Below are 14026 nucleotides of genomic sequence, written 5' to 3'. Positions count from 1 at the left end.
CGCTCCCGGCGGCCATCCGCGCTAGCCGGATTCGTTCTTGAAGATGCCGCGCACGTTGGTCGCCATCAGCGCGGCCTGCAGCGCGATCAGGGCCCAGGCTTCGTCGTGGATGCCCCAGATGATCCACAAGACGTTACTGAGGATGAACATGCAGAAGCCGAACACGCGCCGCTCGGCGCGCTTGGAGCCGATCAGGTAGGCGGCGAACAGGGTGACCAGCATCGCCGGCCACTGGAGGAAGTCGATGAATTCATCCATCCGTCACGCCGCCTTCCTTCGGCGCGGGGCGGCCGTCGATGGTGCGCCGGTGGACTTGGCGGCGCTTGCGCTCGTTTTCGACGCTGTCGAAACCCGCTTCGCCGCCGGCTTGGCCGCGGCCTTGCTGGCGCTCTTGCGCCTGGGCGCGGCGCCGCTGGCGGCCACCCGGTCGGTGCCGTGCGCGGCGGTCTTGCGTGCCCGTGGCGGCGCTGCTTCCTCGTCCTCTTCCTCTTCCTGTTCGTCGGCGCGACGGCGCTTCTTGCTCGGCGGCGGTTCGTCGTCGTCGTCCTCGTCCTCGGCCGCGGCCTTCGACGGCTTCTTGCCCAGGCTGGCCTGCAGCAGCGAGACCAGGTCGATCACCTTGCCGGTCTCGCGCTTCTGCTCGCCCGGTTCCGGCATGGTGATGGTCTTGGTCTGGTGCGCCTTGACCTTCTTCTCGATCAGGGCCAGCACGTCTTCGCGGTAGGTGTCGTGGTACTGCTCCGGTTCCCAGTCCTCGGCCATGCCCTGCACCAGCGCCATCGCCATCCGCAGTTCCTTGTCGGTGATGGCGGCCTTCCTGTCGTGCGCGGTGGGAATCTTGAGCTCGCCCGCGTCGCGGATCTCGTCGGCATAGCGCAGCGTGTTCATGACGATCACGTCGCCCACGCACACCAGCGCGGCCAGGTGCTGCTTGACGCGGATGACGACCCGCGCGATGCCGATCTTGCCCGCCTTGCGCAGGGTCTCGCGCAGCAGCGCGTACACCTTGTCGCCGCCCTTGCCGGGGGCCAGGTAGTAGGGCTGTTCGAAATACAGCAGCGAGACATCGGCGGCATCGACGAAGGCCACGATGTCGATGGTCTGGGTGGCCTCCGGGTTGGCGCGCCGCAGGTCTTCCTCGGACAGCACCACGTATTCGCCGCTGCTGTACTCGTAGCCCTTGACGATGTCGTCCCAGGACACTTCCTTGCCGTTGCCCTTGTTGTAGCGCTTGAAGCCGACCGGCGAGAAATCGCGCCGGTCGAGCATGGTCAGGTCGAGTCCCTTGTTGTCGACCGCCGGGTACATATCGACGGGGATGTGCACCAGCCCGAAGCTGATCGCACCCTTCCACATGCTGCGCGGCATAGGCTGCTCCTTCCTTATTCGCCGACCTTGCCGGTGACCGGCAGGATCACGCCCGTGATGTAGCCCGAGCACACGGGCGAGGCCAGGAACACGTAGGCCGGCGACAGTTCCTCCGGCTGGGCCGGGCGCTTGTAGGTGGTGTTCGCGCCGAATTCCTTGATCTGTTCCGGCGACTGGTCGGCCGGGTTCAGCGGGGTCCAGACCGGCCCGGGCGCCACGCAGTTGACGCGGATGCCCTGGTCGATCACGCTGGCCGCGAGCGACATCGTGAACGCGTGGATCGCGCCCTTGGTGGCCGAGTAGTCGAGCAGCTTGCCCGAGCCTTTCAGCCCGGTGACGGAGCCGGTGTTGATGATCGAGGATCCTTCCTTCAGGTGCGGCAGGGCGGCGCGCGCCATGTGGAAGTAGCCGTAGATGTTGGTGCGGAAGGTCTCGTCGAGGCGCTCCTCGGTGATGTCGAGCAGCGAACCGGCATGTTCCTGGAAGGCGGCATTGTTGACCAGCACGTCGAGGCGGCCGAACTCGGCCACCACCTTCTCCACCGCATCGTTGCAGAAGGCGGCGTCCTTCACGTCGCCGGCGATGGTGATGCAGCGCCGGCCCTCGGCCTCGATGCAGCGCCGGGTTTCCTCGGCGTCCTCGTGCTCGTTCAGGTACATCACCGCGACGTCGGCGCCTTCGCGCGCGAACAGCACCGCGACCGCGCGCCCGATGCCGGAATCGGCCCCGGTGACGATCGCCGCCATGCCTTCCAGCTTGCCGCTGCCCTTGTAGCCTTCGGCCATGAACTTCGGCTTGAGCGCCATCTGCGCTTCGATGCCGGGCTTGGCCAGGTGCTGCTCGGGCATGGGCGGCGCCGGCTGCTGCACGCCGGTCTGGACCGGCTCGTCGCCGCCGCCTTTCTGCATGCTGCCGTCGCGCTGGTCCTGGCGGTTCTGGATCGCCTTCTGCTTGTTCGCCACATCCTCTTCGTTTGCCATCTTCCACTCCCGTGATCGTTGCCATCGACCGGGTGAGTATTCAACGCCGGCGGGCTTGCCGACGGTGCGCTTCCACACACTCGGCGACAATTCTTCGCTATCCCGGCCTGTGTCTTTATGGCAAACTCCCCATCGTTTTCCACCCCGACCCACCCGACGAAAGGAGCCTGGATGTCCGAGCAGGAAGGCGTACAGCGTCCCCTCAGCGGCGTGTACCTCAATCCGGCCGCGCCGCGCCGCGCCGCGTTCGCGCAAGCCTGCGCCGGCCTGTTCACGCAACTGCGCCTGGCCGGCGACGCGGGCGATGCGGCGCGCCTGCTGGCAGGGGCGCCGGACAGCCTGCTGGTGCTGGACCTGGACGGCTTCGAGATCGGCATCGACCTGGCCGCGCTTGGGGAGCTGGTCGCGGCGCGCGCCGGGGCCCCGGTGCTGGTGCTGTGCCCGTATGCGGGCGCGCGCTGGCTGCCGGCGCTGATGGCATACGGGCCGCTGTCCTATCTGATCGAACCGCTCGCGGAGGAGGCGCTGCGGCGCGAGCTCGGCGTTTTCCTGCGCGCCTTGGTGCCGGAAACGGAAGCCGCCGACCCGTGCGCGCTGCTGGCGGTGCGCGCGGCGGCGCAGGCGGCGCTGGCCGAGGCGGACGCGGCGGACGAGGCGGACGGGGGCGCCGGCTTTGGCGAGCGCCTGTGCGCGGCGCTGCTGGGCTGGCCCGGCGTGTGCCATGTCTCCCTGTTCGGGACCGGGGCCGGGCCGCGGCCGCGGCTGCAGGCCCGGGCGGCGGCGCCGTCGGCTGCCGGGATCGACCTGGGGGCCATCGTCGACGGCAGCGCCCGCGCGGCGCCGCTGCAGCATGCCTTTCCCGGCCTGCTGGCCGCCGCCAGCGGCGAGACCGTGCTGCTCGACGACCCCGCCAAGGCGGACGTCCCGCAACTGGCGGCGGCCCTGCGCGGCCACGGGGTGCGGATGGTGCTCGGACTGCCGCTGCCGGGGGCCGGCCCGGGTGCGCCGCGCGGCGCCCTGTGCCTGATGTTCGGCGCGGCGCAGCGTTTCGGCCGCGCCCAGCTGGCCACGCTGTCGGACCTGGCGCAGCTGGCCGCCTTCGGCTTGCGCACGGCCGAGCTGGCGCGCGAGAACGAGGCGCTGCTGGGCCGGGTGACCGAACTGGCCACGCTCGATGCGCTCACCGGCGTGGCCAACCGGCGCCATGGTGAATTCCTGCTGGAGGGCGAAATCCGGCGCGCGCGCCGCTACCGCCTGCCGCTGGCCCTGATCGCCTTCGACCTCGACCGCTTCCGCAACGTCAACGATGCCTACGGCCACCCGGTCGGCGACATCGTGCTGCGCAGCGTGGCTGCCACCGCCCGCGCGCTGCTGCGCTCGAGCGACGTGCTGGTGCGTTCCGGCGGCGAGGACTTCCAGGTGATCGCGCCGCACACCAGCGCGGTGGACGGCCTGCGGATGGCCGAGAAGCTGCGCGCCGCCATCGCCGACGCCGTGATCCCCGGTTGCGACCACGTCACCGTCAGCCTGGGCGTGGCCCAGCTGGGCGAGACCGAGAGCGCCGATTCGCTGGTGGTGCGCGTGAATGCCGCGCTGGCGCGCGCCAAGCGGGCCGGGCGCAACTGCGTCGAGCTGGCGATGCAGTAAGCAGGGGGGGCGGCAGACCGCGCCCGCTGTGCTAGGCTAGCGCCTTTTTCGACTCCGTCCTTCCAGGTAGACCCAAGCATGCTCCACTGGCTGCAGCAGTACCGGCGCGCGATGCTGCCCGGCGATATCAGCGCCGGCATCGTCGTGGCCATGATGATGATCCCGCAGGGCATGGCGTATGCGCTGGTGGCCGGCTTGCCGCCGGTCGTCGGCATCTACGCCAGCATCGTGCCGCCCGTGCTGTACGCGCTGTTCGGTACCAGCAGCACCCAGTCGGTGGGGCCGATGGCGATCATCTCGCTGATGACCGCGTCCACCCTGGCGCCGCTGGCCGCGCCCGGCAGCGCGCTGTACGGGGTGCTGGCCGCGCAGCTGGCCCTGCTGTCGGGCGCGGTGCTGCTGGCCTGCGGGCTGCTGCGCATCGGCTTCCTGGCCAACTTCTTTTCGCGTCCGGTGATGAGCGGCTTCACCATCGGCTCGGCGCTGCTGATCGCCTGGGGCCAGCTGCGTCCGCTGCTGGGCAGCAGCGAGCCGGGCTGGCCGGACGCGCCGCACGGGCCCAGCGCGGCGCTGGGACTGGGCGCGCTGCTCGCGCTGCTGTGGGCGCGGCGCTACCTGGCCGGCACCCTGCGCCGCCTCGGCCTGGCGCCGGTGGCGGCCGACATCGGCGCCAAGCTGGCCCCGATGCTGGTGGTACTCGGCGGCGTCGCCCTCGTGGCCGGACTCGGCCTGGAGGCGCGCGGCGTGGCCACCACCGGTGCCGTACCGGCCGGCCTGCCGGGGCTGAACCTGGCGACGTCATCCTCCCACTGGCAGGCGCTGCTGCAGCCGGCGCTCCTGATCGGCTTCATGGTGTTCCTGATCAGCATGTCCGGCGCCCAGGCGCTGGCGCTCAAGCGTGCCGAGAAGCTGAGCAGCAACCGCGAACTGGTGGCCCTGGGCGCGGCGAATCTCGGCAGCGCCCTGAGCGGCGGCTTCCCGGTGACCGGCAGCATGTCGCGCTCGGCCGTGAACTTCGCGGCAGGCGCCAACAGCCAGCTGGCCAGCATCGTCACGGCGGCCCTGCTGGGACTGGCGCTGGTGGTGCCGAGCGGCTGGCTGGCCCTGATGCCGCTGCCGGTGCTGGCCGCCACCATCATCATCGCCGTGCTGGGCATGCTCGACCTGTCTACCCTGCACACTGCCTGGCGCTACGACCGCGCCGATGCCGCCGCGCTGCTGGCCACCGCGGCCGGCGTGCTGGTGCTGGGCGTGGAGGCGGGTGTGGTGGTGGGTCTGGCGCTGTCGATGGGGGCCCTGATCTGGCGCGCCAGCCGCCCCCACATCGCGGTGCTGGGGCGGATTCCGGGCAGCGAGCATTTCCGCAACGTCGAGCGCTACACGACCGAGACCGCGCCCGGCCTGCTGATGCTGCGTATCGATGCGGGGCTGTTCTTCGGCAACGTGGAAGCGGTGAATGCGCGCATCGAGGACGAACTGGCGGCCCAGCCGGAGACGCGCCACCTGGTACTGGTGCTGTCGGCGGTGAACGCAATCGATACCTCGGCCCTGTTCGGCCTGGGCGAACTGAATGCCTCGCTGCGCCAGCGCGGCGTACTGCTGCACCTGGCGGAAGTGAAGGGGCCGGTGATGGACCGGCTCAGGGACAGCACCCTGCTGGCGGCGCTGAACGGGCGGGTGTTCCTGAGCGCGGCGATGGCCTGGGACCAGCTGGCCCGGGAAGCCCGCTGAAGGCAGGACGCCTGACGCACATGCCAGGAACCAGCAAGCTCAGGCGCGGCGGCGCTGCGGTTCGGATGGGTCGCGCGGCGGCGCCAGCTTGATCGGGGCGGCCTTCTCCGGATAGAGGGCGCGCCGGCCTTCGTAGACGGCGGCGATGGCGGCCATGTCGCGTTCGGTGTCGCCGCTCAGTTCCAGGGTATCGACCACGCTCAGCACCTTGCTGCCGTAGTCGATGTAGACCAGCAGCAGCGGTACCTTGGCGGTCTGGGCCAGGTGATAGAAACCGCTCTTCCAGTGCGGACGGTAGCCGCGCGTGCCTTCCGGCGTGATCGCGACCCAGCACCAGGGTGCGGCGAGCATGGTCTGGGCCAGCTGGCGCGTGGCGCCCATCGAGGCCCGGCGGTCGATCGGGATGCCGCCCCAGTAGCGCATCAGCCTGCCCATCGGGCCGCGGAACAGCGAATCCTTGGCCACCCAGCGGAACTTCAGGCCGAGTGCCCACTTGCTCAGCAGGCCGATCGGGAAATCCCAGTTCGAGGTGTGCGGGTAGACCACGGCGATCCCGTGCGGACCCGGCAGGGGCTTGTAGTGCAGCTGCCAGCCAGCCAGGTTCAGCAGGCGCAAGGCGGTGCGCTGGCCCCAGGTAGGCAGGGCTGCGGGGCGCATCAGGTGGTCGCTCATCGTGTCTCCGTCGCAATCAAGTTCTTGTATTTTCAACAGGTTTTGTGTGCCTGCAGAAAATTAAGCGAGGAATTCTATAGTGAGCCAAGCCATGGAACAAGGGAAAATACTGGCGTCGGCGATTCACTCTGGTTATGATGCCGCCACCATATAATCAATATTGATGGGTTGTCTCCGAATGGATATCACGATTTATCATAATGCGCGCTGTGGCAGCTCGCGCAATACCCTGGCGGCGATCGAGCAGGCGGGCCATGTGCCGACGGTGGTGGACTACCTGGCCAATCCGCCTTCGCGCGAACAGTTGCGCGCACTGATCGCCGCCGCCGGCCTCGAGGTGCGCGACGCCGTGCGCAGCAAGGAAGCCGCGTTCGCCGAACTCGGGCTGGACCAGCCTGGCGTCGATGACGAGGCCCTGCTCGACGCCATGGTCGCGCATCCGGTGCTGATCAACCGTCCGTTCGTGGTCACGCCCAAGGGCGTGCGCCTGTGCCGTCCTTTCGAACTGGTGCACGAGATCCTCTAGGCCCTGATCGCCTGCGCCATGCCGCTGCCGCCGCTATCGCTGCTGCGCTACCTGGCGGCGGGCGAGGGCAGGCCTGCCGGTTCAGCCTCCGTGTAGGGCACCGCGCCGATATCGGTGGGGCGGGGCGGCCGCAGCGCGATCGCATCGCCGTCCGGCGCAGGCGCGCCCTTGCCGATCGCGGGCGAACCCGGCTGCAGCCGGAAATCCGGTGCGGCCACCGTGCGCCCGTAGTCGGCGAACAGGGGCGCGGCGCTCACCGTGCCGCTGTGCTGGCGTCCTGGCGGCAGCTTCCAGTCCCCGCCCGGATTCTGGAATACCAGGTTGTTGCGGTAGCTGAGGTTGCTCCCGGTGGCGCCCTGTTCCAGGATGCCGTAGCCATTGTCGTACACGATGTTGTTGACCGTGTGCGTGTGCTCGTTCGGCCCCTTGCTGTGGTAGAAGTCGCCGGCCCCGACCACGATGCCGGTGCCGCAGCCGGCCACCGTGTTGCCGCGGATCGTCACATGGCTGGCGTCGTGCCACAGGTGGATGCCGGCGCCGGCGGCGCGGTAGATGATGTTGGCGCGCACGCTGGCGCTGGTGCTCACGTAGATGCCGTGCATGTAGCGGCAGCCGGGCGGGCCGATGTCGTACACCCGGTTGGACGTCACTTCGGCATCGATGCCCTTGTAGTAGCTGTCGATGCCGATGCCGGCCCCGCCCCTGGCTTCGCAGGGCACGTCGTTGCCGATGTGGTGGACGGTGTTGTGGTGGATGCCGTTGTGCGAACCGCCGTTGTAGATGCCGCTCAGCCACTTCATGCCGCTCTGGTACTGGCTGCCGTCGATCTCGAAGCCGATGATGTCGAGGTAGTTGGCGCGGTTGTCCCAGGCCGCCGGCTGGCGCGAATCGAGCGGCGGCACCAGCCGTGCGCCGCCGCGCTCGGTGGATTCGAACACGATGCGCGCTTCCGCCGTGCCGTGGGTGCTGGTGCGCACCCCGCCGAAATAGGTGCCGGGGGCGACGTGCACCGTGGTGCCGGGGGTGAGCGCCTGGGCGGCGCGGCCCAGGGTGCGGAAGGGTTCGTCGCGGGTGCCGGGATTGCTGTCCGAGCCCGAGGGCGAGACGTACAGGTGGGTGCGCACCAGTTCGGGAATCACCAGGTCTTCCTGGCCGCTCTCGTTCAGGCTGCAGCTGGCGAGCGGGATCGCCAGCAGGATGGCCCACAAGGTGGAGCACAGCATGGACCACGGCAGGGGCCACGGCATGGCCCATCGCGACGCAAGCGGTGAATCCTGGGTGCCCGGCGCTGGGCGGACAAGAGCATGGGGGGCGTTGGCAGGGTGGCGCATCTTTCCCTCGGGGCGGAGGACGTGACCCGGCCAGTTTGACCCGGCACAAGGGGGAGCGGGGACGCCTGGCTCAATCTCTCCCTTGAGCGTTCTCAATACGCCAGGTACGCGTTCCCGTTTGCCCTATCCGCCGGCGTTTTGCGCGAGCGCCGGCATGTAGGTGTCGAGAAACTCGGCCGGCATGCGGCGCGGCCGGCCGCTGCTGATCTCGATGCAGACCAGGTCCCAGCGCCCGCGCAGCACGGTGGCGCCGTCGCTGTCGCGGCGCAGCTGGAAGCGGCGTTCCATCGCGAGCTTGCCGTCGCCACCCACCAGCCAGGTGCCCAGGGTCAGCGCCTCGCCGGCGGAGGTGGGCAGCAGGTAGTCGTACTCGCCGCGCCGGATCGCCATCGCGCGGTCGAGGCGCCGGTAGTCGTCCAGCGTCAGGCCCAGGCGCTGCGAATGGGCCCAGCCTGCCTGTTCGCACCAGCGCACGTAGACGGCGTTGTTGGTATGGTCCAGGCCGTCGATATCGGCGGCGCCCGGCGTGACGGGCAGGGTGAATGGATGCGCGTAGTCCCAGTCCAAGCGTAGTCCTTGTCAAAGCGAATCGGAAGGCGGCGCTGCCGCCAGGACGCCATTGTACGTGCTGCGGCGTCGCCGGGTCAGCCAGGGCACCTTGCCGCGGACGCAAGAAGGTTTGCCCAGGGCGCCACCTGGCCCCATACTACCGCTGCGCAGGCGAGCCCATGCCTCCTCGTCCGCGCCTGATCCAGGGGCACCGATCCAACCCGAACGCCGTGTCGGGCGACCAGGAAAAAATACGATGAAACGCTTCCTGACACCGCAGGAAAAGAAAGTGCTGCGCTATGAAAAGGACCGTAGAAATACCCATGCCGAGTCGCGCGCCCGGAGCCGCAACGCCATCGCCAAGAGGAAGGCGCTGACGCACCGGGCCCTGAGGCATGCACAGGACAGCGCAACGGCCAGGGCGGCCGCCATGCTCGACGAGGCCGATCCGCTCATCCGGAAAACGGCGCGGAACACCTGGCGCAAGATTCCGGACGCTGCGCTGGGTGACTACGTCGCGCGGACATTGCAATCCCGTTTCCTGCGCGGCATGAACGGGACCCCGCCGACGTCGGCCTTGCTGCGCAAGGCGCGGCGCAAGCTGGTGCCCAGGCCTGCCAGCTTCAAGGGCCCGCTGCAGGATGACCCGGACTGAGCTGGAACACAGCCGCATGCAAGGCGGTGCGGCGCCCTCCCGCTCCTGCCGCTCCGTCCGTCCAAAGCCGAAAGGAATCTCTGTGCTGAAGCTGTATCGATTTGCCAACGGCAAACAGGAATATTGGGAAACCTGGGAAGACGGTCGTGGTACCCACACCATTCATTGGGGCGAACTGGGCGATCGCGGAGCATCCAGGAATGTTCGTCCATCTCTTTTCGCCAAGGCCGGGAAGAGGATTCAAAAAGAAATCGATCGTTTGCTTGCGCTGGGGTTTCGTCCGATCGACCTGGAGGATCACCACACCTTGCTGATCCAGTACACCGTCGATGGCATGGGTTCAGCCGGCGACGTCGAAAAACGGCACCGGCTCGAAGACCGGATGAGCGAGACCCTGGGATGGACTGGTTTGGGGATGTGCGACGGAGGCAGCATCGGTAGCGGCTCGATGGAAGTCTGTTGCCACGTCGTTGACTTCGCGCTTGCCAGGGCGGTCGTCGCGCAGGACCTTGCCGGTACCGAATTCGCCGGCTACGCGCGCATTGTCAACGAAGCGGATCAGGAGCCGGACTGGCCATGAAGTTTCGTATCGAGACAACGTCCGGCGGCGAAGTGGTGTTTGCAGGCCAGTCGCAGGCTGACCGGCCGATCTATCATGGCGCCGCGCCTGAAACGGGCATCTGGAAAATCAATCTTCCGAAGCTCGAAGACTACATTTCAGGCAAGCTGGAGCACCACTCGTTTGGCGCATCGATCGACGCGTTTATCTTTGGATTCGAAATCGCCGAACTCGAGGAATGGGGCCGATGGTTCCGGGAGACGCGCGAGTACATGAGCTATCGACCGAAAAGCAAACTCTTCATCTCTGTTGGCCAGGTCGAGTGGAAAGCGGTCAAGGAACTGTCTGCTCAAGCACAATTACGCGCCATTGGCGATGCGCTGGTTGCGGCGGTGGAGCGGGTCGGCATTGCCAAGCGAAGGCCAAGGGACTTCGACCATGCGGGATTCGCGCGTGTTTTACGCGAAGCCCTTGATGCATGCGATGTATCGGAGGTAACGGCCTGAACCGACGCATCCTGAGCGGCCTGGACCATGCATCCCTCTTGCGGCCCCTCCCCGGACGTGCCTAGTCGTTCTTCCACTCCACATGGTTCGGGCAGCGCACCTCGCCCGCGCTGCCTTCGCCGCCGCGCACGTCGAACAACTCGGCGCCGCCGCCCACCGCCCCGCCGATCTTCGGCCGCACACCGCCACCGGCCCGGCAGCGGAACTTCCCGCCGCGCATGAAGCGGTAGATCACCTGGCCATCGGGCGCCGTATAGGTCTGGCTCGTCACGCCAAGGCCGCGCTCCCTGTGGGCGCCTTCCAGCGTCCCCTGGAAGCGGGCCCAGGCCGTGTCCGGCGCATCGGGAATGCCCGGCTTGCCCTGACGCAGTTCCCGGTCGATGCGGCCGGCCTCGCGCCTGGCCGCGCCGAGCAGGTCGCCGGGCGGCGCCGACGTGGGCGCTGGCTGTGCGGTGTCACCGAAGGGATCGGCCGGCGCCGCCGGCGCCTGGGCGGCTGGTGCTACCGGCGTCTCCCCGTCGCGTGCCGGCACCCGCGCCGGGGCAGGGGCTGGCCGGCGCGGGGCGGCGCTCGGGCGTTCCGGTGGCGCGGGCCGCACGCGCGGCAGCGCCGGGGTGGGTGCCGGCAGCGCCAGCAGTTCGATCAGCCGCTCGCTGCGGCCATCGGGCGCCGGCGCCGGCGCATGGGCGATCCGCCAGCTCCAGGCCAGCAGCAGGTGCACGCCCAGCGTGGCCAGCAGCGGCCAGCCGGGGTGGGAGCGCCGGTAGGGCAGCAGCACCGGGGCGCCGGATCAGGACTTCGGCGTGCCCAGGGTCTTGCGGATCGCCACGCAGCGCTGGTCTTCCTGCAGCGTGTCGAGCAGCGCGCGGCGGGTGCCGGCGCTCAAGCCCTTCATGCTGTCGGCGGCGCGCTGCAGGCGCTGCACGCTCTGCGGCGTGCAGCCGGACGGGATCATGGTGCCGGCGTAGCTGCGCATGAACACCGGGCCGGCCGCCTTGTCGATCGCCGGCAGCTTCGCCAGGCGCGCGGCCGCGCTCTGTTCGGCCAGGGCGCTCTGCTCGTTCGGATACAGGCTGCCCATGGCGGTGCGCACGCGCGAGAACGGCAGCTTGGTCTGCAGGTCTTCGATCGTCGCCAGCCACTCGGCCTTCACCTTCGGATCCGGACGCACCACGGTGGCGGCCAGCGCGGCCGCCTGGCCGGTGTCGGACTTGTCGCGCGCGCTTTCCGCCGCCAGCAGGGCATCGGCGCCCGGATAGGCGTAGCGGTTCAGGTGCTTGATGATGGACCAGCGCTGGTCCTGGCCGATCTGCAGGCCTTCCGTGCCTTTCCCCTCCAGCATGCCGGCCAGGCGCGCCAGCGCTTCCGGGCTGCTGGCCAGGCCGAGGTAGGTGCTGAACCAGCGGCGCTGGAAGTTCTCGTTGCCCTTGTGCGCCACCACCCCGCGCCAGGCCATGTCTTCCATTGCCTTGCCGGTGCGCTGGGCCCAGGCGCGGTTCGGACCGGCGTCGAGGCCCATGGCGTCGATGTAGTACTTGGCGCTGCCCACCTTGCCCAGCACGTCGCCCAGCAGCGTGTAGTCCTTTTCCTGCGGCGCATTGGCCAGGGCCACCTCGATGAACTCGTCGAGCGGCAGCTTGGCGTCGCGCACGCCGTCCCACAGCGCCTGCCACAGCATGGCGCGCAGCAGCGGGTCGTCCACGCTGCCCAGGGTGCTGCGCGCGGTCTGGAACGAGCGGCCGTCGAGGTTGACCTTCACGAAGCCCCAGTCCTGGTAGTTCGGATAGACCAGGTCCGGGCAGGCCGCGCCGGCCATGGCCGGCACCCTGGTCCTGGCACCGGCATAGGTGACCGGCACGTTCTTGGCCAGCACCAGCTTGCCGTTTTCCAGCTTGAAGGCGGCCACCTGCACGTGCTGCTCGCGCAGGGTCGGCAGCGCCTTGCTCGGCGCCGTCTGCAGCAGCGCGAAGTCCTTGATCTTGCCGGCGCTGCAGCTGTAGCTGGCGCTGATGGTATTCACGCCGGCCTGGTACAGCCAGTCCTGGGTCCACTTGCCCAGGTCGCGCCCGGCCGCCTGGCCCAGGCTGCCGATGAAGTCTTCCAGCCTGGCGTTCTGCCATGCGTACTTGACCAGGTAGTTGTGCACGCCCTTGCGGAAGGTTTCCTCGCCCAGCATGTGGCGCAGTTGCTTCAGGGTCGAGGCGCCTTTCGAATAGGTGATCGCGTCGATGTTGTCGAACGCGTTGGCCGAGGAGGGCACCGGAACTTCGATCGGGTGGGTCGAGACGCGCTGGTCCTGGGCGTAGGCGCCCTGCTTGTCCTGCTGGTAGAAGGACTGCCAGGCGTCCTTGAACTCGGTGGCCTCGGCGGTGGCCAGGGTCGCCATGAAGGAGGCGAAGCTCTCGTTCAGCCATAGGCCGTTCCACCACTTCATGGTGACCAGGTCGCCGAACCACTGGTGCGCCATCTCGTGCATGATGACTTCGGCCAGGCTGGCCTTCTGGGCCGGCGTCATGGCCGACTTGTACAGGAAGCCGCCCTCGGCGAAGGTGATCGCCGCGGCGTTTTCCATCGCGCCGTACAGGAAGTCCGGCACCAGCAGCTGGTCGTATTTCTCGAACTGGTAGGGGATGCCGAAGTAGTCATCAAAAAAGGCCAGGCCCGCCTTGGTGTAGCGGAACCAGTCGGCGGGCGTGACCTGCGCGGCCACCGACTGGCGCGCGAACAGGCGCATCGGATACTTGCCGCTCTTGTCTTCCCACACCTGGTAGGGACCGGCGTGCAGCGAGAAGTTGTAGGGGCTGAGTTTCTTCGTGCGCGGGAAGGTCCAGCGCTTGCCGCCGGCGGCATCGGCCACGTCCGACTCGCGGGTGGTGGTGATCACGTGCCAGTCGGCGGGCGCGTTGACGGTGACGGTGTAGGTGGCCTTCAGGTCGGGCTGGTCGAACACGGCGAACATCTGGTGCGCGGCGGCCGGCTCGAAATGCGAATAGGTGTACACCCGCTGGTCGACCGGGTCGACCATGCGGTGCAGGCCTTCGCCATTGGTGCTGTGCAGGCGTTCGTAGCTGATGGTGACGCTGTTGCGGCCCTTGACCAGATCCTGCGGCGCCAGGGTGACGAACCAATGGTTGTAGACCGGGGTGACGGCCTTGCCGTTCACGCTCATCGACTTGATGGTGGCCTTGTCGAGGTCGATCGTGAGGGCCGTGTCGGTGTCCTTCAGGTCGAAGCTGACGGTGGTGGTGCCGGCGAAGCTTTCCTTGCTGGTGAGGGTGAAGTCGAGCACGTAGTCCACGTTCGACACGCGCGCCGAACGCGCCATGGCGTCGGCTTGCGACAGGTAGGCATTCTCGGCGCGGGCGGGCGCCGGGGCCGCCTGCGCGGTGGTGGCGGCAAGGACGAAGGCGGAAGCGATGGCGCAGGCCATCACGCGGGGGGCGAACTGTTTCACGTGGTCTCCAGGGCGGCGCAGCATCGTGCGCGATAAGAATAATCGCGC

General features: G+C 68.6%; 14 protein-coding genes. 6 read left to right on the top strand and 8 right to left on the bottom strand.

Annotation, left to right across the window (positions count from 1 at the left end):
* Positions 1–21: 21 nt before the first annotated feature.
* The 3 genes from LE190_RS10310 to LE190_RS10300 are packed head-to-tail and all read right to left on the bottom strand — an operon-like array spanning position 22 to position 2348.
* Positions 22–258, bottom strand: a complete 237-nt coding sequence (locus LE190_RS10310) for a hypothetical protein (RefSeq protein WP_224944534.1) — start codon at positions 256–258, stop codon at positions 22–24.
* Positions 259–261: 3 nt separating this feature from the next.
* Positions 262–1368, bottom strand: coding sequence for a non-homologous end joining protein Ku (ku, locus tag LE190_RS10305; RefSeq protein ID WP_225238613.1), 1107 nt, complete (start codon positions 1366–1368; stop codon positions 262–264).
* A gap of 14 nt (positions 1369–1382) precedes the next feature.
* Entirely contained in the window at positions 1383–2348 is a 966-nt protein-coding gene (locus LE190_RS10300; protein ID WP_225238612.1) for an SDR family oxidoreductase, read from the bottom strand.
* A gap of 171 nt (positions 2349–2519) precedes the next feature.
* Between LE190_RS10300 and LE190_RS10295 the strand changes: the two genes are divergently transcribed.
* Positions 2520–3995: a GGDEF domain-containing protein gene (locus LE190_RS10295; protein WP_225238611.1), complete on the top strand. Its 1476-nt coding sequence runs from the start codon at positions 2520–2522 to the stop codon at positions 3993–3995.
* A gap of 78 nt (positions 3996–4073) precedes the next feature.
* Entirely contained in the window at positions 4074–5726 is a 1653-nt protein-coding gene (locus LE190_RS10290; protein WP_225238610.1) for a SulP family inorganic anion transporter, read from the top strand.
* A gap of 39 nt (positions 5727–5765) precedes the next feature.
* Here the strand turns inward: LE190_RS10290 and LE190_RS10285 are convergent, their stop codons facing one another.
* Complete coding sequence (locus LE190_RS10285) at positions 5766–6398, bottom strand: 1-acyl-sn-glycerol-3-phosphate acyltransferase (protein ID WP_225238609.1); 633 nt, start codon at positions 6396–6398, stop codon at positions 5766–5768.
* Positions 6399–6576: 178 nt separating this feature from the next.
* Here LE190_RS10285 and arsC point away from each other — a divergent pair, with 178 nt between their 5' ends.
* A complete protein-coding gene (gene arsC, locus LE190_RS10280) occupies positions 6577–6924 on the top strand; it encodes an arsenate reductase (glutaredoxin) (protein ID WP_307734697.1) in 348 nt (115 codons plus the stop codon).
* Between the two features lie 47 nt (positions 6925–6971).
* On the opposite strand, the gene LE190_RS10275 is transcribed toward arsC, so the two are convergent.
* Together LE190_RS10275 and LE190_RS10270 are read right to left on the bottom strand one after the other, a co-directional pair.
* Complete coding sequence (locus LE190_RS10275) at positions 6972–8171, bottom strand: right-handed parallel beta-helix repeat-containing protein (RefSeq protein ID WP_225238608.1); 1200 nt, start codon at positions 8169–8171, stop codon at positions 6972–6974.
* A gap of 207 nt (positions 8172–8378) precedes the next feature.
* A complete protein-coding gene (locus LE190_RS10270) occupies positions 8379–8822 on the bottom strand; it encodes an acyl-CoA thioesterase (protein ID WP_225238607.1) in 444 nt (147 codons plus the stop codon).
* A gap of 238 nt (positions 8823–9060) precedes the next feature.
* Here LE190_RS10270 and LE190_RS10265 point away from each other — a divergent pair, with 238 nt between their 5' ends.
* From LE190_RS10265 to LE190_RS10255, 3 genes are all read left to right on the top strand, one after another.
* Complete coding sequence (locus tag LE190_RS10265; protein ID WP_225238606.1) at positions 9061–9459, top strand: hypothetical protein; 399 nt, start codon at positions 9061–9063, stop codon at positions 9457–9459.
* 82 nt (positions 9460–9541) lie between these two features.
* Positions 9542–10039, top strand: coding sequence for a hypothetical protein (locus LE190_RS10260; protein ID WP_225238605.1), 498 nt, complete (start codon positions 9542–9544; stop codon positions 10037–10039).
* Entirely contained in the window at positions 10036–10524 is a 489-nt protein-coding gene (locus tag LE190_RS10255) for an Imm44 family immunity protein (protein WP_225238604.1), read from the top strand. The genes LE190_RS10260 and LE190_RS10255 overlap by 4 nt, the downstream gene beginning before the upstream one ends.
* 61 nt (positions 10525–10585) lie before the next feature.
* Here the strand turns inward: LE190_RS10255 and LE190_RS10250 are convergent, their stop codons facing one another.
* Positions 10586–11302 (bottom strand): hypothetical protein, encoded by a 717-nt coding sequence (locus tag LE190_RS10250; RefSeq protein WP_225238603.1) that lies wholly within the window; start codon positions 11300–11302, stop codon positions 10586–10588.
* Positions 11303–11314: 12 nt separating this feature from the next.
* On the bottom strand, positions 11315–13978 hold the full coding sequence (gene pepN, locus LE190_RS10245; RefSeq protein ID WP_225238602.1) for an aminopeptidase N: 2664 nt from the start codon (positions 13976–13978) through the stop codon (positions 11315–11317).
* Positions 13979–14026 lie beyond the last annotated feature (48 nt).

Origin of the sequence: Massilia hydrophila, from assembly GCF_020208145.1 — a bacterium.
Classification (GTDB): domain Bacteria; phylum Pseudomonadota; class Gammaproteobacteria; order Burkholderiales; family Burkholderiaceae_D; genus Telluria; species Telluria hydrophila.
Note: the sequence above shows the minus strand (reverse complement) of the source record. Positions and strands in the feature narration are given on the sequence as shown.

Coding starts and splice junctions, on each gene's coding strand:
- LE190_RS10255 (WP_225238604.1), top strand. CDS start 10,036: ATGAAGTTTCGTATCGAGACAACGTCCGGCGGCGAAGTGGTGTTTGCA.
- ku (WP_225238613.1), bottom strand. CDS start 1,368: ATGCCGCGCAGCATGTGGAAGGGTGCGATCAGCTTCGGGCTGGTGCAC.
- arsC (WP_307734697.1), top strand. CDS start 6,577: ATGGATATCACGATTTATCATAATGCGCGCTGTGGCAGCTCGCGCAAT.
- LE190_RS10300 (WP_225238612.1), bottom strand. CDS start 2,348: ATGGCAAACGAAGAGGATGTGGCGAACAAGCAGAAGGCGATCCAGAAC.
- LE190_RS10310 (WP_224944534.1), bottom strand. CDS start 258: ATGGATGAATTCATCGACTTCCTCCAGTGGCCGGCGATGCTGGTCACC.
- LE190_RS10285 (WP_225238609.1), bottom strand. CDS start 6,398: ATGAGCGACCACCTGATGCGCCCCGCAGCCCTGCCTACCTGGGGCCAG.
- LE190_RS10290 (WP_225238610.1), top strand. CDS start 4,074: ATGCTCCACTGGCTGCAGCAGTACCGGCGCGCGATGCTGCCCGGCGAT.
- LE190_RS10265 (WP_225238606.1), top strand. CDS start 9,061: ATGAAACGCTTCCTGACACCGCAGGAAAAGAAAGTGCTGCGCTATGAA.
- LE190_RS10275 (WP_225238608.1), bottom strand. CDS start 8,171: ATGCCGTGGCCCCTGCCGTGGTCCATGCTGTGCTCCACCTTGTGGGCC.
- LE190_RS10295 (WP_225238611.1), top strand. CDS start 2,520: ATGTCCGAGCAGGAAGGCGTACAGCGTCCCCTCAGCGGCGTGTACCTC.